Source organism: Leptospira montravelensis, from assembly GCF_004770045.1.
GTDB classification, from domain to species: domain Bacteria; phylum Spirochaetota; class Leptospiria; order Leptospirales; family Leptospiraceae; genus Leptospira_A; species Leptospira_A montravelensis.
The window spans coordinates 64,973-89,573 of the sequence record NZ_RQFO01000020.1 but is presented as its reverse complement, the minus strand read 5'-3'; the positions used below and the strand labels follow the sequence as shown (position 1 = coordinate 89,573).

Here is a 24,601-nt window from a genome sequence, read left to right as displayed (position 1 = left end):
TCGAAGAGAAGGGATTTAGAATTTAGCAGGGAATAGGTGTTAAGAAGGAGGGAAATACAGAGGAGAAGAGAGACCTGAGCCTCGCCAAAACTATAATAGCGAACCAAATGTTCGTTAAGTTAGATGCTGGATGCAAACGGGTTTGATTTTGAAGACAAAAATATAAACGGAAGTCATCGATTTCTAGTGATTCACAAAGACTTTGTTCCCAAAATGAGTGTTCCGTTGATCGCTCGGACATAGGTAATTTCTTCTATAGAAGAGATTACTTAGAAAAAGCATGTAAACTATGATTGCAAACCGAAGCTTAAAAGAGAGCGATCTCTCTTAAGCGCTTTTTTTCCAGGAGTAGGTGTGGAAGAGACCGCCTAACATGGGAGTTGATTCCAAGTGGCAGTTTCCATCTCTTGGTTTGTGGAGAATTGGTGAGGGGATGGGGGTTTCTCGGGATTTGGGCGGCGGCTAATTGCAATGCAGATAGCCCAAGAAGAAGGGGGTGATAAACGCATATCGCATAACTGCTTGTTTCTCCGCGTTTATCTGTAGTTCGTATAAATATCATTTATCTATGGTCAGGCGTTTAACAACATAATCATTTATTAAATATCAATTTTTATTATAAATCTTTTCCAAGCCTTCTTTTAGACTATAAGTTATATCCTTTCGATAAGTTTCTCCAAGTGAAGTGTCCCTCACGGTGGCGTGGCCAAGGATGGCCTAAGCTCGCCAGTCGGAACAGGAAGTTCCGCTGGCTGGAGTGGGGGATACTGAACTCGTTAAGAAGGAGGGAAATACAGAGGAGAAGAGAGACCATCCTTTTGGGAATCGGATGGGTGGGGGGTCTTCTAAACGACTCAGATCAAAAATTATTCAAATAAATCAGCATGCGTTCCAGTCCGTTCAAAAATAATAGAATTTTGGTCTAATTTATAAATAAGTAACCAGTCAGGTTCAATGTGACATTCTTTTCGATTTTTATAATTTCCTACTAACTTGTGATCCTTATGTTTCGCAGATAATGGGGTGCCATCAATCAACTGAGACATTATTTCTTTTAGTTTAGTAAGATCTTTTTTTCGTTTTTTCTGTAACTTAATATCTTTATTGAATTGATTAGTATAACTAGGAATAAATTTCATATCCCCAAATTTTCAAATAACTCTTTCTTAGATTTAAATGTTTTTAGGGCTTTGTTTTTATCGGTAGATTCCAAGGTCTTTTTAGTTATTTTATTCGGTACCTTTACCGCAAATGGAATTCCTCGTGTTAGCTTAATCTGGTGATAGAAAATGTTAATAGCTTCCGAGGTAGAAAGTCCTAGTCGTTCAAGGATATTTTCTACATCTTTTTTTAAATTATCTTCTACTCTTGCACGAATCATTGCTGTTTTAGCCATACTCTTAACTTCCTCAGATTCACTGTATCTCGTTTGGGATACAAGTCAATTTTTTTATACAGCTTAATTTTTATTTTTGTGAGACACTAATCTAGCCCCTTGCGCCAGCGATAGTAGCGGAAATCCTTTCCGTAAACTAAATTATTTTGGTCAACAAATCGATTGGAAAGATTGGAGCGAATAGCGCGGTCGTTCTAGAATCAAATACCAATCAACTAACGGATTCGAGGCGCCATGAAATGGTCACTCATTATTTTTTATCAAAAATTCAAAGCGATTAGAAATAGTGGACCACTCAAATAAAATCTTAAAATTAATATCTAATGTTTAAAACAAATAATTTAATCATTTCACGTACCAAGGTAATTCGCTTATTTAAAGTAGAATTAATGGAAAATCGCAATTCAATAAAAGTCCGGGAAAACACAGATTCCGATTTGCATACTTTGCTGTCCGAATTCATAACAATGCCAAAAACAGAATCATTAAAACTTATCCTTCAAATGAAAGCGCGACGTTATACTATGATTTAAAAGCTGGAGGTCTATACTTTTGCCTCTGATTTCTAATTCTATCTGAAGAAAATTTTGATGAATTTGCTATTGATGCAAAAGCAAGAGAACACAAGGACCAAAGAGATTTTTAGACTTCAGTTTATATTCCCTACATTTCCCAACTTGACTTTATACCGTCAGGACTATTACATGAAGCAATATGAAACTTCCCATAATTTACATTATGTCGCATAACAGTCGTTAATTGATATGAGCGCACTCGTACATCCTTTACAGTTTTTTACAGAAAGGCACATCGGTAACATTTTAGATCACTCACATGGGTTACACATATACTGGTCAATTCTATACAATAGTCTTTGGTATTTCAAAACTTTACTCGTATATAAATCTAAAATGCCAAGGATTGCATTCGCAAATTAAATAGACACCACTTTCATAACAATCAGTAGCTTTATAATTCTCCGTAAAAACTATATTTTTTTTGCCATGTGTCTCAATGAATTCTATGATACTTTCTAGGTTCCTATAAGTAGCACTCTATGTTATGATTTTTCAGACGAATCTTTAAGCTTGTAGTGATATTCATGGCGTCTATATTCAAAAATCATAAAATAAAAAATAAATTGCCTAAATGAACATAGTTTTCATTTTGCATTCATATTTTTAAAACAATGCAAGAAATTAAAACTACAGTAACTTATAACTTAAAAAAAGATTCTATCATTACAGGTTTCGAGAGTATATTATTTGAAAGAGACTATAGTGGAAATCTATGGATTGGCTCTTGGAACAAAAGTCCTTTACTTTATAAAATCGATGGAAATCAAATCACACGTTTCGAATTTCCCATTGGCTATTACTTATCAAGCGATAATTCATTTGATTCTAATTCTGATCATGTATTGTTTGGATCTTCAAATTCAGTATTATACTTTAGAGATGATAAGTTTTATAGCCTTGCATCCCCTAAGTTAGCAAACCCTTCTCCCTACCAAATTTTGAATCTTGCAAACTATACTTACGTGATCTTTGCAAATACTACCGGCAGAAAACAGATTCATAGATGGAATGGTACAAATTGGGAAATCTTGAATTGTGATTTGGATTTTCAAAATCTATATAACTTAAAATCAATTGGGAATGATCGAATTTTAGTTACAGAAGGAAATTCAGAAGTTGCTTATATCTTAGATCAAAACGGAAAGTTAATTTTTGAATTTGCACCTAGTGGTGCGCCAATGAAAGTTAAAATTAATTCGAAAAGAATATTTCTATTTTCAGATTCAAAATTAGAAGTAAGAAACAGCGACGGGGAACTAAAGAATCTTCTTGATTTGTATGAAGAATCAATGAAGGCGTATTTTGGTTCGTATCTACAATTCATAGACATATTTATTGAAGATGAATCTAATTTGAGTTTGTTGCTAAAAGAAAAAAACAAAAAGCCTGCAAAGAAATATTTATTAAATTTTAATTTAGATACGCTGACTCTTACCCCACACCCACTGCAAGAAAAAATGAATACCGATTTAAACTTACTTAGATTCGAGAAGGATAATTTGGGGTGCTATTGGTTTAAAATTTATGGGAATCATTACTCTGAATCTTTTATAACGTTAAACGCGGAATTAACAACATGAAACAACCTACTCAACTTAATATAAAAAAGGCTGATTTTTATTCAGGAAATCTAAAAGAAATAATAGTAGATCGAATGTTAGTGTTTCAATCACTTAGAGATAAATTTTTAAAAGCAATTGATAAAAACCAAAACAAATTAGATGGAAGTTTTTTAAAAAAATTTGAATCCATGTATGGCTTTAGACCCGGGAATGAAATTTTGGAATGGGAAAACCTAAAAAAAGGCTACAAATCGATTATGTACGAAGTAGCTGATGTTTGGAACATGATCGACCATCACTCAGCAGAAGAAGAGGAAATGGAAGAAGATGAAGATGGTGGCTTTGATTATGCAATTTCTTCAACAGAAAAATTAGTGAAAAGTAATGATCCTGAAGAAATTCTTTTATGGTTGGTAGGTACTTATAGTGGGCTAATGTTCTTATTCAATGGATCTTATGCTTTTGCTTCAGATGGAGGGGGAGACACTTGTTGGATCAATCTTTTGCCAAATGAAAACGAATCCATAGAAGTAAATTATTATAACCACGAAATAGGCGAATTAGAAAACCTACCCTATTTTTCCATTTCACATTTTATCGCTGACAATTGGAAAAATGATTCTCATGAAAGTTACGAAGATGACGAAAGAGAAGAAGAATTTGAAGAAGCGAACGCAAATCAAAAAGTAAAAGAACATATTTTAACCTCTCAAATCAATGATATTACGATCAAAGCTTTTGAAAAAGAGGCTTCTAAACTCTATGAGAAAAAACCAATCTACAACAATTCAATTGATATGTTTGAAAGAACTGCTTGGTTACTGGGACATACTTTTGGAGAACCAGCTTATGCCTTTACTGAAAAACTTGCGGATGCTCCTTCCTATTCTCTTTGGGAAGAAGAAAAGGAAGATATCAAAAACTTTCCGAATTTAGCTGCTTATTGGATACTACATCATTTTTATTTAAAGAATGAAGAAGCTTGTCGAGAAAGTATCAAAATTGCAATCAAAGGAAAAGGAAAAATAATTCCAAAAATTTGTGAACATATAATTGAATATTTAGATGGGAAATCCAAATCATTATTCAATCTACCATCAGAGAAGGTCGAGAAAATACGTTCCCAAACCTTTAGTAACGCCGATCCAAAACAAATTGAACCAAAAAATATTAAATTATACAATGAAAGTTTAGGTCTTTCCAATCTTAAAACCATTTCAAAAAAAGATTTGGAATCGAGGATACAGACTGAAGAAAACCTTTTTATAATAATCGAAGATTATCCAGATGATATTAATACACATGACTTGGTATTAAAAGAAATTTCCAAAAAGGACACTAACCTAAAAAAACTGATCGATGATTACTTCCGAGAACGAACCGATAGCGCTTATAATACTTGGCCATACAACCCGGAAAAATTGGACAAACGCCTATCCATTGCAATCAATGCCGCCTTTCGGCAAGGTTTGAAATACGACGCTGACAATAAAAAAGCATATTGCGGAATTACAAAGACCGTTGGGATGTTAGACGACGACCTGGCAATGGTTTCTTTAAGAGAAGCAGTTCATAAACTCAAACAAGATGATCCTAGGTTAGAATATGTAATTGAAGCATTGATCAATAGTGGACACAAAGAAGCAAACTCCATATTAGCTGATGCAGCATGGAGAACCTTTGAAACTCTGGACAATGTTAAAGAAATTAGGGAAAAGGTTCAAAAAGAAGGACCGACCTTGAACAATATGTTCACAGTCTATACTCACCTTAACCAAGCTTTACAAGAACGAATTTTAACCTTAGATGATGTTTCGGTTCAACTAATTCAGAAACTATTTACTTATAAGGACCATCTTGGTTTTTTTGGAATTAGTGCAGGAAATGCCTTTTCGGTATGTGCCTATTTAGATTTAAAAGAACATACAGAAATCATTGCCAATTATGCGAGAAATAGTTTTCGGATCAAAGGAGGAGATAGAAAGTCTTACCTCGAATTGAGTCAGATCATAAACATTTCGGAAGCAGCCTTAGCCTGGGCCAAAATGGAACCAGAAAAGGCAAAACAAGAGTTACACGAAATTTTTGTAAAATTAGAAGAATCGGATTATCCTGGTATTGCGATTGATCTAAAAGCATGTTATGTAGCAGGATTATTACTTTTAGAACCGGAAAATAATGAATATCTTTCTTTTTCGGAGCGTATCCTTGGAAACAAGGGTGATCAAGTCCGTGTGTATGGAATCATTCGATGGATTAGAAAACTAAAAGTTGAAAAATTCAAAGATCATCTTTGGTATCACATATATGCTGATCCCGATCCTATGGTTGATTATTCTTGGAGTTATATCGAAGTGGAAGCAAGACGCGCGTGGATTACACTCACTGGAGAAGATGCTCCTAAGTTTGACTCATCTGATAAATATGCTACATCACTTTCTAAAAACAAATCTTTGTTACCCGAGGCGATTCTCCATCCTGAAAAATATAGTATACAACATGTGTTCGAGAAAATTCGAGAAACCAAATACAAACATAAAGATGTAATTCGATATGGAGGTCCTTGGCTTGTTGAATCTTTACGATATTCTTTGGATGAATATAAATATTCTGGATCTTATGACAGGTGGGAAGCGATCAAAGCTTTATTTTTTCAAGGTCCAGAAGTGTATCCGTACTTTATGGAAATATTCCAAATGCCTTATGTGGCCCCCTCATGGAAGTCATATCTATTACAATTTATGAGGGTAATGGAACCTGAATCATTGAAATGGGAAAAGGTCCTATTGATGGAAGGAAATGAAATAAAACAACTACTAGAAGAAACTACCCCCAATTGGTATGTATGGACTGATTTATTAGCGGCAAGATTATTTTTGTTAGATGGTGAATCTTCGTTTGACGTTATCTCGCAAATGATCATTAAGCGCTTAGAAATGACAAATCACGAATCCTATGATTCTAGTATTTATGAAGAACCATTGGGACTTAGGTTGCCTTTACTTTGGAGATGGTTTGGGAAAAAAGGAGATGAATCTATCGAATCTAACTGGAAAAAAGCAAAAAAAGATTCTGAAACTTTCACCATGTTAGATATGGCTGCCAGACGAAAGTTAGATGACAAAATCCCTGAAATGATCGATATCAAAGATCCAGGGATTTTACTCACATTTTATCCTGAACAAAGGGAATATGGATGGCATACATGGATCCATTTGGCTCCAGAAACTATTCGATTTGGAACTAATGAATTTCACCTACACTCTGTTTTACCAGATTCAAAAACAGAATCTAGTATGCATGCTACCAAAACAAATTTAGAAATTGTTTGGAAAATGGCACATATTCTAGGTTACACGGTATCAAAGAAAAAACCGAAAGGGAAAAAATAGCGTTTCGTTTAGAAAATATCGTAATCGCCTTTCCTTTGATTTCTTGACAATTTGAAGACTTCAATGGAAATAAGGTGGTTACGTTAACCTAACCTTCCCCATGGATTTTGCATATTCACTTGGTGATTTCTTTTTTAAAGACTTAAAAGCTAAATTAAAATTGGCTTTGGAATTAAAACCAACTTGATATGCAAGTGAAAGCAAATTTGATTTTGGTTCCTTTTCTAATAATCGACAAACTTCAGCAATACGATATTCGTTAATTAATCGATTGAAGTTCATTCCTAAAAAGGCATTGATATACTCGCTGAGTTGATAGTCTTTGACGTTAAGTTTTTCAGAAAGAGAGGCCAAACTCAAATCTTCCTCTCGGTATACACATTCAACTTTCAATAAATAATCGAGTTCTTTTTGTAATTTTTCTAAATCAAGGTTTAGAATCCGAGAAGTGCGGTAGGATTGCCTAAGTCCAGGTAAAATATCGTTGAATAAATCGTGATTGATTTCTGTTCCAATAAAGGCAATGACTGCCATCAGTGTCGCGAGCCCTGCGGTAAAATATATTCCTGAATGCCAACGGAAAATAGTACTGAGAAGAATAAAACCAGCAAAAGTAATATTCCCTTTTAATATCATACCGAGTATTTTAACACCTAACTTTGCATCATTGTTTGGATTATTATAAAGGATATTTCTATATTGATAAATCATGCCCAAAAAAATGCCCATCCAATACACGCAGCCGATAATGGATGTAATTTCGGGAAGTGACATCGGAGCTCCCGCAAAACTTTGATTCATGGTCTGCGAAAGGGTGTTTGGTGCAAACCAATTCAATGTTAGAAGAAAAAGAACCACAAAAAAGGTAGGATACAGGCGATAAAGTTTTTTCAAAGGGACAGGTTCTGTACTCAAAAACTGTTCGATGGTATACTGCATACTCCCCGGGATTAAATAAATGATAGGAACATAGCCTTGGTTCAAAATTCGAGTCTCAAATTCCAGACCTGCAAACAAACGATAGGCGTATAAAATCATAATCCCACCGGAAAATGCCGCTATCATCGCAAAGGGAAAACCTTTGGATCCCTTTTCTTTTACAAGAATACCGATTCCCAGAATAAAGTGATACCAAGCTCCGAACTGGAGCCAAGAACCTAAGAATTCCCACATGATCGAAAAATCGTACGAAATGCACGCATCCGTCAACCATTTGGAGGTTTTCGTAGAGGGAATTAGTACAAAATCATGATATTAGACCTAAAAATTTGTCCAATATTGTCATTCTAGACGCAAGAAAAAGCGATTTGTGGTAAATTTGAGGCAATTTAGAGGCGAATTATGAAAAAGCAAAAAATCTACCGTCTACTTTTGCCACTGGGAGTCTTCCTCCTAATGGCCTGTGGACAAAATGGAAACCAAAACTCAAGCGGAAATGCAGCCGTACTTGCTGTGTTAAACGGAACCAACTCGGGAACTTCTGTATCTCCAGAGGTTCTAAAACAAAGTAACGTTGCACTTACAAAAGACATTCAATCTGCATTTACAAAAGAGAATGATGGAAGTTTCAGTTTCAATGACAACATATCCTTTCTCAGTTACGATGGAGTGAAAATTACAGGAAACTTGTTCATTCCCAAATCGGGAACAGGCCCCTTCCCTGCAGTTATCTTTGTCAACAGTTGGGCTCTGAATGAATATGAATACATTGTGCCTGCGGCTAAACTTGCTAAAAAAGGTTATGTTGTATTTAGTTACAACACAAGAGGATTTGGAACTTCTGGAGGACTTATTAATGTTGCTGGTCCAAAAGATATGGCAGATCTTTCCAAAGGAATTGATTTTTTACTAACAAATGCGCCTGTTGATCCAACAAACATTGGTATTGCGGGAATTTCTTACGGTGCAGGAATCTCCTTACTCGGACTAAGTAAAGAACCAAGGATCAAAACTGCCGTCGCTATGAGCGGATGGGGAAGTTTACCAGATTCACTTTACGGAAACCAAACGCCAAGACTTGTATGGGGACTTCTACTTGTTACCGCAGGTTATATTACAGGAAGGATGGATCCAATCATTGCAGAAAATTTTGGAAAACTATTAGATACAAAAGATGTGGCAAGTGTTTTGACTTGGGCAAGCGAACGTTCACCAAACAGTGCTGTTGCGGCTTTGAATGCTGCTGGAAAACCTGTTTACATCTCTAACAATTCGCAAGATAATCTTTTCCAACCAAACCAAATCCTTCCTTACTTTGAACAATTAACCGTACCTAAAAAATTAGATCTGAACAATGGCATTCATGCTACGGCAGAAATTGGTGGTATCCTTGGAATTGAAAATTATGTTTGGACCAATGCATACGATTGGTTTGATTATTGGTTAAAAGGAATTCAAAATGGGATCATGTCAAAACCAAAGGTTTCTATTCAAAAGAGATTTTCTAACACAAGAGTTAATTACTCTGCTTGGCCAAATCCGAATAAAGTGGAACGAACTTACCATTTGAGACCTATGGGATTACTGAGTCCGGGAAAAATTACAACTACAGCAAATACAACAAACGGAACTGATACCATTCTATCTGGCGGAACTAGTGCAACAACTGGTGTTCCCCTTCTCTCAGAAATTTTGGATGGTGCTGTCTCTGTTCCGGTTACGACCAATGTCAACTTAATTGATCGCACTAATGCAATGGTTTATCTTTCAGATAAACTAACAAGTACACTGAAAGTCAGAGGAAGGACCTTTTATAAAGGAAGAATTAATAGCTCTGACAGTTCTCCTCATGTTGTAGTATATTTGTATGAAGTAGATATTTGGGGAACAGGCAAACTAATTTCTCACGGAACTGCAACACTTTTTGGAGTCAAAGGAAAAGATACGGATCTAAATGTTGATTTACAAGCGGTGGCTCATGACTTTCCTGTGGGAAGCCGGATTGGTCTTGCGATAGACAATATAGATCCAATGTATGCAGTACCAAAACCAATTTCACTCTATACAACATCTTTCAAACATAACACGTCGACCGCAACCACGCTCCGTTTTGAAAGCGAATGATAAAATTGGCCAATTAGTGAAAGATACCAAACCAGAGTGAATGATTCGTTAACGATATAGCCAATCAATACGGAAAAATTGGAAACGAAATATCTATCATCTTTTACTTGTTAAACTACCAATTGGGAGAGGATTTCCTCTCCCTTTCTTTTTATAAAAATCCTCCTAGACTAGCGCCCCGGATAGTAGCGGAAATCCTTTCGCGAAAGCGAAAGATTGAAGCGGATAGCCGGAAATGGCGCCCCCACTGATTCTATTTTTCTTAATCCACTTTCAGATTAGAATAGACTTGGTTAGTTCCAAGGACAGACTTTGTACGATTCTTAAACAAAGGGAACCCCGTTGCCAATACATTATTATGCTGGCCTTCATTTAGGTGAAATCACCACAGAACTTGGAAAACAAATCACCGAAGACCAAAGAGCAAATCCTCTCAAACGACCACTGGTAGTAGTTCCAAATCAAAATTTAATACCTTGGCTAAGATTAAATTTACCAAAGTTTGATGCCTCACATCTTTCCTTAAATATAGAATTTACATTTTTAGAAAAAGCAATTTTAAAAATTATATTCAATTCACTGAATATACAAACTTACGAAGAAACCACAGCGTTGTACCAATATGAAACTTTAAAACGAGATTGTTTTTCATTACTTTATCAAAAACAAAATAAACTTTTTAAAAACTTCCCTGAAATGGAAAAGTATTTGGAGGAAATCCCAAAATTATACTATCTATCGGATGTCCTAACAAAATATTTTAAAGATTATGAACTCAATCGTGAGGAATGGATCAAAGAATGGCTTGGACAGGAATCTAAAAACATTGCGAATGATCTAAAAAAAGATCCTTATTGGGAATTAGAAAAACAAATATATACAGAGATTTATAAGGATAATTCAAAACCAAAAAACTTATTCCAATACTTGGAAGAAGGAAAAAAATTAACTCTAAGCGGCGATTTACACTTGTTTTGTTTATCAAACTTATCAGGAACTTATATTGATTTTTTGAAAGAAACAGCACTTACTACAAATTCAAAACTAAAAGTACATATATATCAATTTCATAATGGGAAAGTCATCGGAAAATTTCCAGAAAAAACAAAAAATTATCTTTCTAAGTTTTCGAAACCTCAATCCTATTTAGCAAAGGAATTTTCCAAAGATAGTTACAACAAACAAAAATCGAAATTCGTGAGTGGAGGGATGCTTTCTAAACTTAAAGCAATTCTATTGGAAGAATCAGCAAAAGAAGAAAATTATCTACAAGATCAAACTGTACGCATTTGGAACGCACCTTCAGTTTACCGTGAAATTGAATCTATTGTACATGACATACTTTATAAAATTACTCAAAGCAAAGGAAAACTAAACCTTCTTGATTTTGCCATTTTAGTACCTAACATGAAGGAATATCGTTCTGCCGTGGAATGGGTGTTTGATGGTGGAATTTACACAACGCAGAAAAAAGAAAATTTACCTAATTTTATAAAAATACCTTACTCGATTACTGACTTGGTTGCAAAAGACACATCGCAATTGTATTTAGCTTTATCAACATTATTTCGTTGTTTGGCGAATGACAGGTTTGAGAAAGAAGACATTCATATATTATTCAAAAACCCACTCATAGTTGGTAACGTTGACACTGATGGGGAAGATACATCTCTACAAGTTTTGGATTTAATTGATTCAATGGGTTCCTTATACGAAGAAGAAAAAGAATATAATCCTTATACAATCTCTTTTGGTCTCAAACGATCAGTGGTTTCCATGATTGCTGACGAAGAATCAGCCTGGGAAAATTTAAATATCGTAACAAAACCAATTTCATCTGACAAAACCATAATAAGATTTGTAGAAATCTGGAATCGAATTAAACAAATCAAATCGGGTATCAAAGATAAGTTATTAGAAATTACAAAAGAAGAGAGATATATCACATTTGAAAGTTTATTTCAAAACTTATTTACATTTGATGGGGAATGGGAAAAGGAACGAAATTATTTTAATCAATGGCTTAGATCGATAGAATCTTGGTGTCGCACTGATTGGAACCATCCAAAAGATTTTTTAGAAATGATTTCTTTGATGACGGAAGAAGTTTTTTCAGAAATCCCGATGCATCGAGGAAACTACCTAACAGAAGGTGTCACTGTATCTCTTTTGCAACCGATGCGTCCTATTCCTTTTTTACATGTCTACATAGCAGGGCTTGGTGAAGGCAAATTCCCCGGTTCCGTAGATAGGTCTAGATTTAACTTACGAAGATTTGATTCCAAACCTTGGGACCTCAATCGAAGGGAAATCCAAGAATCTCTTTTTTGGGAATCGATCCTTTCAGCTGAAGAAAGTATCACTTTTTCTTACGTAGGTAAAAACACATTAGAAGATAAAGAATTTGAACCTTGTTCTACACTATTTGAAGTTATGACAGCAATGGGAGTCAAAGATGCAGTAGAATTACCACTAACATCGTACAGTCGATTTTATGACGAAAACCTATTCCCATCTTTTGACTATGTTCGAAACCTTAATAGATTCAGAGACAACGAAGGAATCCTTCCGAATCCAAATTTTACTGACCCAAACCAACTAACAATAAATCAATTAACTCAAGAAAAATCTGATGAAGTTACTATCCAAGAACTTACGAATGGCCTAAAAAATCCGATCCTTCGCCCATTATTACAAAATCTTGGTAGAATTTGGGAAGAAGAGGACAATATTGCCGAAGAACCTTTCCGCCTGAATTCGTTAGAGATATACACAATCAAAACTATTTTTATTCCGATTTTTACAGAATCACTAGCGAATGAAAAAGAATGGATTTGGGACAGAGATCGAATCCAAGCTCAGTTAAAAGAATTTACACAAAAAGCAGAACAAAATGCGAAATTTCCTTATGGAGCCTTTCATATCGTTTCTTCCGAAATTTTAATGGAAGAGTTGGAAGTTGTAGCAGAACGATTTCGTTTTTTAAAAGAATCTCTTTTTCAAAAAAAAGAAGATTTAACTTATTTTAAAGCTGTTTCGATTGGAGACACGGGTCTTCGTGAGTGCAAAAAACTGGATCCTTACCAAATTACCACTTTACATAGAATAGTTGGTGAATGGGAAAACATAATAGAAAATGAAGGGATCTATTATTGGTTCTATACCGGAAGTTTATATGACAAACCAAAATATCCAAACGATTATTTAAAAGATTATTTAGGAAAAATGGCTTATGTTCTGATTAGCGCTTGTATGTTTCGTGTAACCGGGAATCGCCTGATGATTATCCCTGCGAATGCAAAAGATTTTAAAAATGACAGTTGGCTTGATTTCTCTGATTTTACTATCGAAGATTGTAAGTCTTATTTAAATTCCATTTATCGATTGGTAATGGAAGAAAATCCAAAATACATTCCCACAGCTGGTCTCAACCTTTTCTTTTCCAAACATAACCTAGAAGAAATTGGAGAAAACTTAGACAAACTTGAAATCTTATGGAAAGAATTTCTTGTGGATGAATCAGATACAATTTTACAATTTGAAAACCAATTAATGAAAATTTCTCCATATACAAAAGTTTTATTGGAAAACTTTTCTATCAGTTCAGTGTTTGAGATTTTTTTACCACTTCTAAAAAAGGGGTTTTTATAAATGGATCATCCCCTTCTCCATAAGCCAAAATTTATAGAAGCTTCTGCCGGTACCGGAAAAACTCACCTAATTATGGAAATGTTAGGTGAAATCATGAAATATGATGTAGAAAATAACATTTCAGAAAATAGAATCCTAAATACATTGATTCTCACATTTACGGAAAAAGCTGCGGGAGAATTAAAAGGAAGACTCAAAACAAAAATTTTAGAGCTTTCGGAGAATGGAACCAAACCTGGTTTTTATCGTTATTTACGAGACCTCGACCAAGTCACAATATCCACGATTCATGGATTTTGTAATATGGTATTGAACGAATATCCGATTGAGACCCAAAACAATCCAAATGTTCGACTAACAAATGCAGATGAAATTATAGGTAAAAGTTTTTATCTTTTAAAACGGAATCATTGGGGGAAAACGAATGATGAAGAATTGGCAAAGAATCTAATCGAATCGAAAACCCTAGAAAAGGAATCTTCAATTTCTTTTGCCGTGTCAAAACTTCTTTCCAATACGAAGAATTACCACTTTCCTGAAATTTTAAGTTTAGAAAAAACCATCAAATCTTCTAGTTTAGAAAAAATCATTACCTCTCTTAATCAATTGATCCATACCCTAAAAGGACCAGTGGGAAAATCTATAGTTGATCAAGCAGATAAAAGGACTATTCAAAAGTGGATCGAAAATTGGTTATCTATGGATATTTTTTTGGCAGCTCTTCTTTCGAAAGATTTGGAAACAATCAAATCCGAATTACTACGGATTGCCAATTTCCAAAGAACTGCTGATAAAATAAATTATCAAGGCTTCACTTATTTATTGTTAACTGGCAAAACCATTACAAAAAATTTATCAAAAGAGGCTGAAGTAGTACAATCTTCCATCGACGAACTTGTGCCACTATTACATGAAACGTTTCCCCTAGATAAGATAGATTTACAAGGTGATTGGTTTTTGCAAAAAACTGCGCTACAACTGGTTGAGGACACAAAAAAACTATTACAATCTGGCGATTTACTTACTTACGATCAAATGATATTAAAAGTTCACGAAACGGTAGTTACATCTCCTAATGCATCTCTCATTCAATCCCTTAAAGACCGTTACCAAGTTTGTATTTTAGATGAATTTCAAGATACTGACAAAAACCAATACCAAATCTTTCGATCTTTATTTGTAGACCCTGTCGACAAAAATCGAATGTTATTTTGTATTGGAGACCCAAAACAAAGTATTTATGGATTTCGAGGTGCCGATATTGGAATTTACTTAGAAGCAGCCGCTGATTTTTCGAACTCCAAAGACAGTTTAGCAACTAACTATCGTTCAACAAACGAAATTATCGAAGGTCTAAACCTTCTTTTTTACAACCAAGAAAAAGAACTAGGAGAAACTAGTTTTTTCCCAATTGCCGAACCCGGTTCCAAAAGAGAAAACTACCAATACCATCCGGTTAAATCTCCAAATACTTCTGAAATAAAATATAAATATTCCAATCCAAATGAACATGGAATTCATGTGATTCAATATACAGATCATTTCTCAAATGTTACCAAAGCTAGAAATGCATGGGCGGAATCAATAAAGAAAGAAATTTTATCCTTCCAACAAAAAAACCAAACCCTCTCCTACCATAAAAAAGGAGAAACAAAAATTCAATCTGTTAAACTAAAAGATATAGCAGTGTTATGCGGAAGTAAAAAAGAAACGCTAATCATTGAAAAAATCTTAGCAAAAGAAGGTATCCCCTGCTCCATATACAAACAAAGAGGAATTTTCCAATCCAGGGAAGCAGACCAAATTGAGAACCTATTAGAATGTTTAATTCAATCGAACAGCTCACGTTCTTACAAAAGAATACTTTTTTCCGATCTTTTTGGAGTACGTCCTGAAGAATTACCGAAATATGATGAACATTCCATTGATTCTTATGAAAAATCACTTATAGATGGTTGGCTAAAATTAATTCGAGACAATCGTTATGCTGCTTTTTTTAAATCCGTAATGGATGAAACAAAAGTGTTATGGGACCATGAACCTAAAAATTTAGAGTGGGAAAGAAAACGAACCAACTATAGACAAATTTTCCAAAGGTTACTTGAATTCCAAATTCAATCTAGTGCCAACCTTCCTGAATTACTGGCAGAGTTAAGAGAGTTGAAACAAGCAAAAACTTCACCTGAAGAAGAACCACTATTCGATCGTGAAACAGAAGATGATGCTGTTCAAATTTTAACAATTCATGCATCAAAAGGTTTAGAATGGCCTATTGTATTTTTATATTACTTTGGAACAAGACCGCAAAGTCTATTGGATTACGAATATCCAACACTCATTGAAGATAACCACAAAAAAGAGAGAAAATGGATACTTAGTCTTTGGGATTCGAAAAACGGAAAACAAAACGAACAGAACCATTTTATAAATGAACAGAAAAGGTTGTTATATGTTGCTTTAACAAGACCTAATTTGAGACTTTATCTTCCCAAATTATCCTGGGGAAAAGATTCTGCGCTAAAATCAGGATATGGGAATATACTTCTTACGGAATTGGAACGTATCAACGAATATAACAATTTACATCCAAACCAATATTTTATTTTTCGAAACGAAACGGAAGTTGAACTATCCGAAACTCTAAAAGAAAATAAGAATCTTGATCAGCCAAAAAAAATAAATTCAAACCTCATAGTTCTTCCTACAGCGATTAAAACTGGAAGAATACTATTGCAACATAGTTATACGAGTTTACAAACATCCCAAAATCTTTTGACGAAAATTCAAGATGAAACCTATAAAGAAATCGAAGAAACAATAGAGCCAGATTCTCTTAAAATAAAAACAAATCTTCCTTCCAGTTCTAAAACAGGAAATTTCTTACATCGTATTTTAGAGTTATGCGATTTTTCAATATTCCAATTATCCGTCGAAAGAATATTAGAACATCCATCTTGGGTTTGGGCCTACAAAGAATCATTTCGTTTATATCCTATCAAATTACATTTTGATTCTGAAGATTCCTTAGAAATAGTTGTTGCCTCACTTTTAAAACGAGCTATGACTGCTGAAATCACTCTTGCCGACGGAAAAAGTTTTTCTCTCAGTGAGCTAAAAATAGAAGAAAGATCATCCGAATTAAAATTCCACTTATACGTTCAGCAAATGTTAGAAAAGTCAGGGGTTCCTTTAAATCCAGGGTTTGAAAATTATTTAAAAGGGGCCATCGATTTAGTATTTTATAAAAATGGAAAGTATTATATCGCTGATTACAAATCAAACCTTTTACCAAATGATCTCTATGATAAAACCGCAGTCACCGCTGCTGTGATTGAAAAAGGGTATATGATCCAAAAATCAGTTTATGCATTGATTCTTTATGACTATCTTTCTTCTTTATTCGGAAATGAAATCGCTCTGGATCGATTTGGAGGAGTCTATTATCTTTTTCTTCGCGGGATGGGTATCGGAAAAGAATCAGGGATCTATTCTGATTTAAAATCATCCAATACGGTCTGGACTTCCGAAACTTTTATAACGATTCGTAGGGAAATTTTAGCTTATATTCAAGAAGCAGCTCTTAGTTTGGAGAAAATATATATATGAAACAAAAAGATAATTCATATATCGAGTTGGCTAATGAAATCATAAGCTACTTTCCTAATCTTCAAAAAAACCATGAACAATTGATTGCCGATTTGATTGAAGTAAACCAAAATGGGGACCTTTATTTACCACTAAAAGATACCGATTCATTAACTGAGTTAAAGAACCCATTCCCTTTTTATATTGAGATTTCAGGAACTGAAAAAAGGTTATATTTTCAAAAAACTTATAAAGAAAAAATTCATTTTGAATCTAAAGTAAAGTCTTTGATCTTATCTCATACAAGGATTCAAAAAAACACAAATTTGGAAATCGACGAAATCGAATCCATTATTACTGAATTAGAAACACAATTTAAAAACCCACTTGCTATTGAACAAAAACAAGCAGTGGTAGAATCTATTACCTCTTCTTTACGTATCATTGCAGGAGGACCAGGAACTGGCAAAACAACCGTTGTTTCCTTTATTCTAAAATCCTTAGACCAATTGCATTTACTGCCGACAGCAAATCGTATTGCACTTATAGCACCCACAGGTCGAGCCGCTCAAAGACTTACTGAATCCATTCAAAAAAATCTAAGTTATTTTCAAAATAAAAAAGAGCTAACTTCTTCCTTACGGGGACAGACGATTCACAATTTATTAAAATTTTTCCCAGAAACCGCCAGCGTTTACTATGGAGAAAAAAGATATTTACCATTTGACTTAATAATTATGGATGAGACATCGATGGTGGATATGATGTTGATGAATTTATTTTTAGATTCAGTTAACGAAAATACACACTTAATTATGTTAGGTGATCCAAACCAACTACCTTCCGTTGGACAAGGCGAAGTTTTAGCAGATCTACTAACAGAATTCAGGAACCAAGGAAAATTTGTTTCTGACCTAAAAACAAATCATAGATCCTCTATATCATCTGAATTTAGTAAATTTGCAGAATTGGTGAAGGCCTCTTTTGATTTACCAAATAAAAATCTAACTTTCCCGCACCCAAAGATTGCAGAATCTTTGGCACAACATGAATATGATGATTTTATTTGGTTACAAAAAGAAAAATCAAAGTCTACGGATACAATTCCATTTAAAGATTGGAAAGTGGAAGACTTAATTCAATTTTTATGGAAAGATTTCTTTTTGCCAACAGCAATCCTTTCCACATCTTTAAATTGGAAAAAAGAAGACCTTCTAACAAAGGATCACAAAGAAACTTTAGAAAAAATAATTTCTGAATATCGATGTTTAACTATTTTAAGAAATGGCTATTATGGCATTGAAGCCTTACAAAATCGAATTCTTGAACTAGCAAAAAAGCAACTCACATCCTTTCAAACAAATACTCAAAACATTGAATATAGGCATTTAGCAAAGTCATTCTATTTTGAAGGAATGCCTATCATTGTCAAAAGAAATGATCAAATCAGAAAACTATTTAATGGAGATATTGGACTTGTTTTAAAAATTGATTCCGAACTCAGAGCTGTATTTTCGATTGAAAGTCGTTTATATTCATTTGCATTAGATACTTTACCCGAACACGAACCTGCCTTTTTTCTAACAATTCATAAAAGCCAAGGATCTGAATACAATACTGTTTTGCTTTATTTACCTCCCATTACCTCTTTCGATTCAAATGACACAAACGAAAATCCCATCCTCAACCGAAGAATATTATACACTGCTATAACAAGAGCGAAAAAAAGAGTCATCCTAATGGGAAACTTTGAAACATGGAATTTAGGTTTAACCACGTTCCAAAAAAGAAATACCGGTTTTCAATTAACTTCGACTCTTTAAAAGATTCAAAACGGTTTTTAAATCTCCCAAAACCAAGTCTCCACCGGAATCCAATATAGAGAACTCCAACATTAAATTAATGCTATTACCAAAATCTTCATTCAACAAATATCCATCATCGTCTATCGCATAACCAGAAGGATGTGAGATTGTATGAATCTTAGATTTGACAATTTCGGGAAGAATCCTTTTGTCATTTAAATATCCGAAAATACGTTTCCCTTTTGAATATGCGTAACCGATTTCAAATGCCGTTCCATCATCAACACAAGCACCTCGAAAAGGATTACAATTGGCAATGAGAATGTCACACTGATTGATTAAGGAAATATTTTCTTTGAATATTTGTTTTGCCTTTGCCAATTCTAATTTATCAGTTGGCTCACCATCGAAGGGACTAAAAGCCCTAAACCCAAATGTATCACAAAGTTTTTTTGCTTTGGTTAAAATTTCCATAGCATTTGGCAAAAAAACTTCCGGACCTGCAAGATAGATAGACTGCATATTAGAATCTAACGAGGACCGGAAATAGATTGAAAGAATTTTTTAATTTACCCGAGGTTCTGCCGGACTTAACTTTACTTCACTAAAAGCGAATTTTCCATCCAAACCAAAATAGTAAAACCTAGGTCGTTGTGGGTTATATTGTAAATCCCAAGCATCTAAAACATTATCTACACCAACAAACCACTGGAAATGACCAAAAAATCTTTGCGACAGTCGTAAGTTTAAATTTGTATGTGGATTCACCATTCGATAACCATACGTGGAATTAGTTGTACAATAAGAGAGGTTATTTTCAGAACAATACTCAGAAACTCCAGCTGGCAACGAACCAAGCGCATTATTTAAGTTAGATTGAGCTTGGGTGTTTAGGATTGTCTCTAAAACATCAAAGTTTGATGGAAGATCTGGATTACACCAAAAAGGATTTTTAACACAATAATATGGCTGTTTTCCAAATACGACTGCAAAAACAGATAAAGAAACTCCACTAGATTTTTCATCGATCCGAACGCTAAAATTCCAACGATGTGGCCCCCGACCTTCAAGAGGTAGTTTTGTTAACTCATCTTTTGTATCAGTATAAGTATATCCAACACTAGTACTAACAATTTCGGTAAGTCGAATATTTATAGAAGATTCAATACCTTGCGTACTTGCTTTTTGGTAATTAGATGTTTGATAAACCATCAGACCTGATGAATCTCTAACAGGATTGGTTCGAAACCCAATTAAATTATCTACATTATTATGAAACAAATTGGTGCTATACCAAATCCTTTTTGTAATATCCCATTCCCATCCAAAATTATAACTTCTTGAAAGTTCTGGTTTTAAATTCGAACTCCCTACTACTCGATATCCCACACCGGGGTTCAAAAAGTTGAAATATAAATCTTGGAAACTGGGAGCTCTGTAACCTAAACCATTAGCAGCTCTGAATCGGAACTGGTCTGTTACATCATAACGTACCGCAAGTTTCGGAAGCCATTCACCGCCATAAATGGAATCATGATCATACCGAACTCCAGGAACAATTTGAATTCTTGGTTTATCCGAAACTCGCCATTCATCCTGCACATAAAATGCATTACGAAACCGATATGCATTTCCATTAATTGTTTGTCCTTTCGTCAATTCAGGATTAAAATCTTCATAACAAACATTGGGGAATGTTCTTCGACAATCTGGTGCAATTCGTGCCGAAGAAATTTGATCTTGCAAATTTTCTGCACCAACAGACGTTACATGGTTTTCTGAAATTTTATAATCTACCCTTGATCTAAACTCCGTCACTGCATTGTCTGTCCTTTGTTGGGAATCAAGGTCATCTGCTTTTCTTTGATCGGTTGTATATAAATCTTGAAATCTAGAATAATTTGCATTCAAATTTACGTTCACTTTTTGATTTGCAATCCAATCTACGTTAAAAGCTCCCATAAAATCATGTGTTTTATTCCTTCTATCATATACGGTTCTTGGAGGTGAGGCATCAACGGCGCTTTGGTCCAAATGCCGATAGTAAAATTGACCTGTCATTGTTAAGTTATCAGATGCATGATAAACTGTTTTATTAGAAAGATTCATATCATTGAAAGCACTACCAGACGTAGATTCTAGTGGAGGAGAATAATTGGGAAGCCTGGTAACATATAAATATGAATTGGCAAAGGGAAGATTAGAAGGATATGCATTATAAGATGGTGCTAAGGAAGCATACCTTCCATTTCTAGGCCCTGGAGTTGCATCCGGTGTTAAATCATATCCTTCCCCTTTGTGCCAACCTACCGTAAATAAAGTTGATAATTTATCACTTTTAGCTCCTACAGTTGCATAATTTCTAAATTCAGTATAAGGTCCATAATACTTTTCACTTCCAGATCCACCGAGAGTTCGAAACTCAGCATACAAAGGGTCTTGTGCTTCCTTAGTGATAATATTGATCACACCAGCAATCGCATCTGATCCATAAATTGCAGAAGATGCACCTTTCACTATTTCAATTCGTTCAATATCCTCAGCTTTAAACCTAGTTAAATCAATCGATCCACTAAATCTACCAGTAGTTCTTTGGCCATCCACAAGAATGAGTACATTCTGTGCGGATAATCCTTGCAAACGGACTGTCTGCCCTCTTTCTCCTGTTTGCGCAGGTCTGACTTCAATTCCAGGAACATTCCCCAAAGTTTGCGATAAGTCTCTTGCCCCCATTGCATCAATATCTTTTCTCGTAATCACTTCGGTCGTGATTGTCGAATCTTTGAGTAGATTACGCCTCCTTGTCCCAGTAACAGTGATTATATTCGACCTATCTCCATTGATCTCATTGGGTTGTTTACCCGACTCCCCATGTTTAGATTGAGGCAAAGATTCCTGAGACAATTGACTCTTTGAAGAATCATCTTCTTTTTTTGGTAAATTTGTTTGTGCAGATACTTCGCTAGATACCTGTACTATTAAAAAACAAAACCCATAAAAGAAAAATTTAGACATTAATCTAAACTTCAATCCTAAATTTGACATTTTTATCAAAGAAAATATATTCATCACTCTTATAACTTTCGCCATCGAAACTTAGGATATCCAGATGTTCCTGCAGAATTATAATAATCTAACATTTGCAAGACGTACTTTGCTCCATTTTCCCCTGTGATGATATATACATTTGGTTTTGCTGTAAGGATTGTATTGGAATATGAATACCAAGTCCCATATCCTGCTGGCATTGGATCTAAATCCAAAGGAGCAGAAATTACAGGATTGATACTTTCAGTGGATCCAGAGATTGGACCTCCCCCACTAGAAGATAATTGAACATCCACGACTTTTGTACATTCCGAACCTGTATACGTAGCAGAATAATCCGTAGAACCAGTATTACATGCCCCACCGTTACCCGATCCACTAGTTCCACTATTTGTACCGATATTGTATCTTTTGAATCTCAAATCCCACGCATCACCTACACCAACGATGGAGGCATTTGCTTTTAAGTTTACGTATACCCAATTTGTAGTAGAGGAAGCATTGATTGTTGTTCCATCAGATGCAGACACTGCCTCAGTCACCAAAAGTAACATTGCAGCAGAAGTGCCGTCATCTTCTGATTTCTCAGGAATACAGTTGAAAATTAAAAATAGAGACGAAGCAATGAATAAAGTTTTTAATAATTTCATTTTGATTTCCTACCTTACGGGACTGCCAATTGAGTTGAGGTTACAATCCTTATAAAGGAAATGCCGGAACTTGCACTAAGCCCAATAAATGAAAATCCAGTTGCAACAGAAGGGTCTCCACCTGTCCAAGTAGTTTCGTTTAACAGAGCATTGCCGGTAGTTAAATTAGTTCGAGTTTTGCAATTGGCACTGTTTTTACCTGTAACCCAAACGGTAAAACGAGGAGGTGCAGATGCAGTAAGGTCAAAACAAAGATCTACTTCTTGGTCAACAAAATTGATAAGAGAAGTTCCTGCCACAGCTGGCGCTGTTGGTGCCGTACTGTTTCCATTTGATGTTAGGTTCTTTATATTCGAATCGCTGGGACCAAAATTGGCATAGGAATAAGCAGGAACAAATCCACCTGTCCCACTACCTGAATAAAAATTCATTCCAAATTGACCGGCAGATAATTTACTATTTCTATTAACTTCTGCCGAATAATTTTCTGGCAAACCAACATAAAGGGAAACGGCGGTATGGCCTCCGATAATTTTTAAACCTTCGATTCTATAATGTCTAACCGAACCGTTTGGAGGTAGGCAAAGTGCAAATGTCCCTTTTTTAATTGTGGGCATAGTTGTATCAACAGTTCCATCATCATTCGTTTTACATACAGTAGATGGACCGGAATTCGCATTAATTAATGCGCCAAGTAGCAATAAATTAGATTCATCGGTATTTACTTTTTCTTGACAGTACATGGAAAACGTTGCTAAGAAAAAAAGACAAACTAACCCACGGATTTTTTTTTGAAAGAAAAGAATATTGTTTTTTTTCATAAGTATTACCTCCTGATTTTTGTTGCGGAATACTAAATATAAAGAGTTGCAATCCAAACGTTAGCGTTAGGTTACAACTCTTTATCACGAACTATTATGTAATGGTTTCTCTATTTGATGGCAGTCTCAGTGGAAACAGTAATTTTACCAAAACTCACAGAACCCGAATTAGATCCTGCTGCCCCAGCAGCCAAATAAAAAGTGCGAGTATCAAGTGGAGATTTATTATTTGCAAAATCACTTGGCAATTTGTGTACTACAGCATTTTCGGCAGTCAAAGAAGTCTTAACACTACAGTTAGCACCATTTTTTCCATCTAACCAAAGTGTAATCCTTGAAGCACCTTCTGTAGTTTTTGTCACATCTAAACAAAAAGTTTTTTTCTCCCCGCCATTTTTATTTGCCTTACAAGTTGATGCGACAGCAGTAAAGGCATCACACTGTGTATCAGTCACTGCGGCAATTGGCAATTCAGCTGCCGTCAAACCAGTGTTCACTCTTACTGCAGAAGATGCAGCATAATTTGGTTCGTAACGAATGGCAGAAGCTGGAGACCCAGATGTGGAACGTCCATCATACATCCAAAACTGGAAGGCATTATAGTTATTCACTAAAACATTACCAGAAGTAGGAGCATTCAAAGCATAGTCTTTGGATTTATATCCACCAGAAAACACAACGCTATGACTGAATGCATTGGAAAGATCTTGAATTACAAAATGTACTCCAGCTCCCCCAGCTGGATTGCAGATCTCTATCGGAGTCCCAATCGTCAAAGTTGCTCCCGGTGTTTCACAGGACTTACCTGCCTCCATCACACCAAAAAGACCTAATAATACTGTACTATTGTTATCTTTATTATCTTCCTGCTCACAGGAAACGAGTGTTAAACTAAGACAAGCTGCCAAAGTTAGAGCTGAGAATTTGTAGAGCGTTTTCATAGACTCTCCTAATTAATTGATTCTGATTCTCAATTTCTAAAAGGTCCGACCCCTGTCAACTTAATTATGAGATTTAGTCTCAATAAAAGGAAATAGTAAATTTTTTAGA

Annotated in this window: 14 protein-coding genes; 6 read left to right on the top strand and 8 right to left on the bottom strand. The window is 34.9% G+C overall.

Features of this window, described 5'->3' with window-relative positions:
* Positions 1–866: 866 nt before the first annotated feature.
* Both EHQ31_RS18635 and EHQ31_RS18630 read right to left on the bottom strand, forming a co-directional pair.
* Positions 867–1,139, bottom strand: a complete 273-nt coding sequence (locus tag EHQ31_RS18635) for a type II toxin-antitoxin system YafQ family toxin (RefSeq protein WP_100728989.1) — start codon at positions 1,137–1,139, stop codon at positions 867–869.
* Positions 1,136–1,396, bottom strand: a complete 261-nt coding sequence (locus EHQ31_RS18630; RefSeq protein ID WP_135568627.1) for a type II toxin-antitoxin system RelB/DinJ family antitoxin — start codon at positions 1,394–1,396, stop codon at positions 1,136–1,138. Before EHQ31_RS18630 ends, EHQ31_RS18635 begins: the two co-directional genes overlap by 4 nt.
* Positions 1,397–2,585: 1,189 nt before the next feature.
* On the opposite strand from EHQ31_RS18630, the gene EHQ31_RS18625 reads away from it, so the two are divergent.
* The gene (locus EHQ31_RS18625; RefSeq protein ID WP_135568626.1) at positions 2,586–3,554 is read left to right on the top strand and encodes a hypothetical protein; all 969 of its coding nucleotides are present in this window, start codon (positions 2,586–2,588) and stop codon (positions 3,552–3,554) included.
* Positions 3,551–6,928 (top strand): hypothetical protein, encoded by a 3,378-nt coding sequence (locus tag EHQ31_RS18620; RefSeq protein WP_135568625.1) that lies wholly within the window; start codon positions 3,551–3,553, stop codon positions 6,926–6,928. Before EHQ31_RS18625 ends, EHQ31_RS18620 begins: the two co-directional genes overlap by 4 nt.
* 78 nt (positions 6,929–7,006) lie before the next feature.
* On the opposite strand, the gene EHQ31_RS18615 is transcribed toward EHQ31_RS18620, so the two are convergent.
* Positions 7,007–8,101 (bottom strand): helix-turn-helix domain-containing protein, encoded by a 1,095-nt coding sequence (locus EHQ31_RS18615; RefSeq protein WP_135568624.1) that lies wholly within the window; start codon positions 8,099–8,101, stop codon positions 7,007–7,009.
* A gap of 168 nt (positions 8,102–8,269) precedes the next feature.
* On the opposite strand from EHQ31_RS18615, the gene EHQ31_RS18610 reads away from it, so the two are divergent.
* The 4 genes from EHQ31_RS18610 to recD all read left to right on the top strand — a co-directional run bounded on the left by EHQ31_RS18610 (position 8,270) and on the right by recD (position 19,050).
* The gene (locus EHQ31_RS18610; RefSeq protein WP_135568623.1) at positions 8,270–9,991 is read left to right on the top strand and encodes an alpha/beta fold hydrolase; all 1,722 of its coding nucleotides are present in this window, start codon (positions 8,270–8,272) and stop codon (positions 9,989–9,991) included.
* 342 nt (positions 9,992–10,333) lie between these two features.
* A complete protein-coding gene (locus tag EHQ31_RS18605; RefSeq protein ID WP_135568622.1) occupies positions 10,334–13,642 on the top strand; it encodes an exodeoxyribonuclease V subunit gamma in 3,309 nt (1,102 codons plus the stop codon).
* Complete coding sequence (locus EHQ31_RS18600; RefSeq protein ID WP_135568621.1) at positions 13,643–17,248, top strand: UvrD-helicase domain-containing protein; 3,606 nt, start codon at positions 13,643–13,645, stop codon at positions 17,246–17,248.
* On the top strand, positions 17,245–19,050 hold the full coding sequence (recD, locus tag EHQ31_RS18595) for an exodeoxyribonuclease V subunit alpha (protein ID WP_135568620.1): 1,806 nt from the start codon (positions 17,245–17,247) through the stop codon (positions 19,048–19,050). The genes EHQ31_RS18600 and recD overlap by 4 nt, the downstream gene beginning before the upstream one ends.
* On the opposite strand, the gene EHQ31_RS18590 is transcribed toward recD, so the two are convergent.
* The 5 genes from EHQ31_RS18590 to EHQ31_RS18570 all read right to left on the bottom strand — a co-directional run bounded on the left by EHQ31_RS18590 (position 19,033) and on the right by EHQ31_RS18570 (position 24,492).
* Positions 19,033–19,554 (bottom strand): nucleoside 2-deoxyribosyltransferase, encoded by a 522-nt coding sequence (locus EHQ31_RS18590; RefSeq protein WP_135568619.1) that lies wholly within the window; start codon positions 19,552–19,554, stop codon positions 19,033–19,035. The two genes, recD and EHQ31_RS18590, sit on opposite strands and share 18 nt — an antisense overlap.
* 42 nt (positions 19,555–19,596) lie before the next feature.
* A complete protein-coding gene (locus EHQ31_RS18585) occupies positions 19,597–22,047 on the bottom strand; it encodes a TonB-dependent receptor plug domain-containing protein (protein ID WP_135568618.1) in 2,451 nt (816 codons plus the stop codon).
* A gap of 59 nt (positions 22,048–22,106) precedes the next feature.
* Positions 22,107–22,730, bottom strand: coding sequence for an HmuY family protein (locus EHQ31_RS18580; RefSeq protein WP_135568617.1), 624 nt, complete (start codon positions 22,728–22,730; stop codon positions 22,107–22,109).
* 14 nt (positions 22,731–22,744) lie between these two features.
* Positions 22,745–23,551 (bottom strand): hypothetical protein, encoded by an 807-nt coding sequence (locus tag EHQ31_RS18575; RefSeq protein ID WP_244247485.1) that lies wholly within the window; start codon positions 23,549–23,551, stop codon positions 22,745–22,747.
* Positions 23,552–23,661: 110 nt separating this feature from the next.
* Positions 23,662–24,492 carry a hypothetical protein gene (locus EHQ31_RS18570; RefSeq protein WP_135568616.1) on the bottom strand — a complete coding sequence of 277 codons (831 nt, stop codon included), beginning with the start codon at positions 24,490–24,492 and terminating at the stop codon, positions 23,662–23,664.
* Positions 24,493–24,601: the final 109 nt, after the last annotated feature.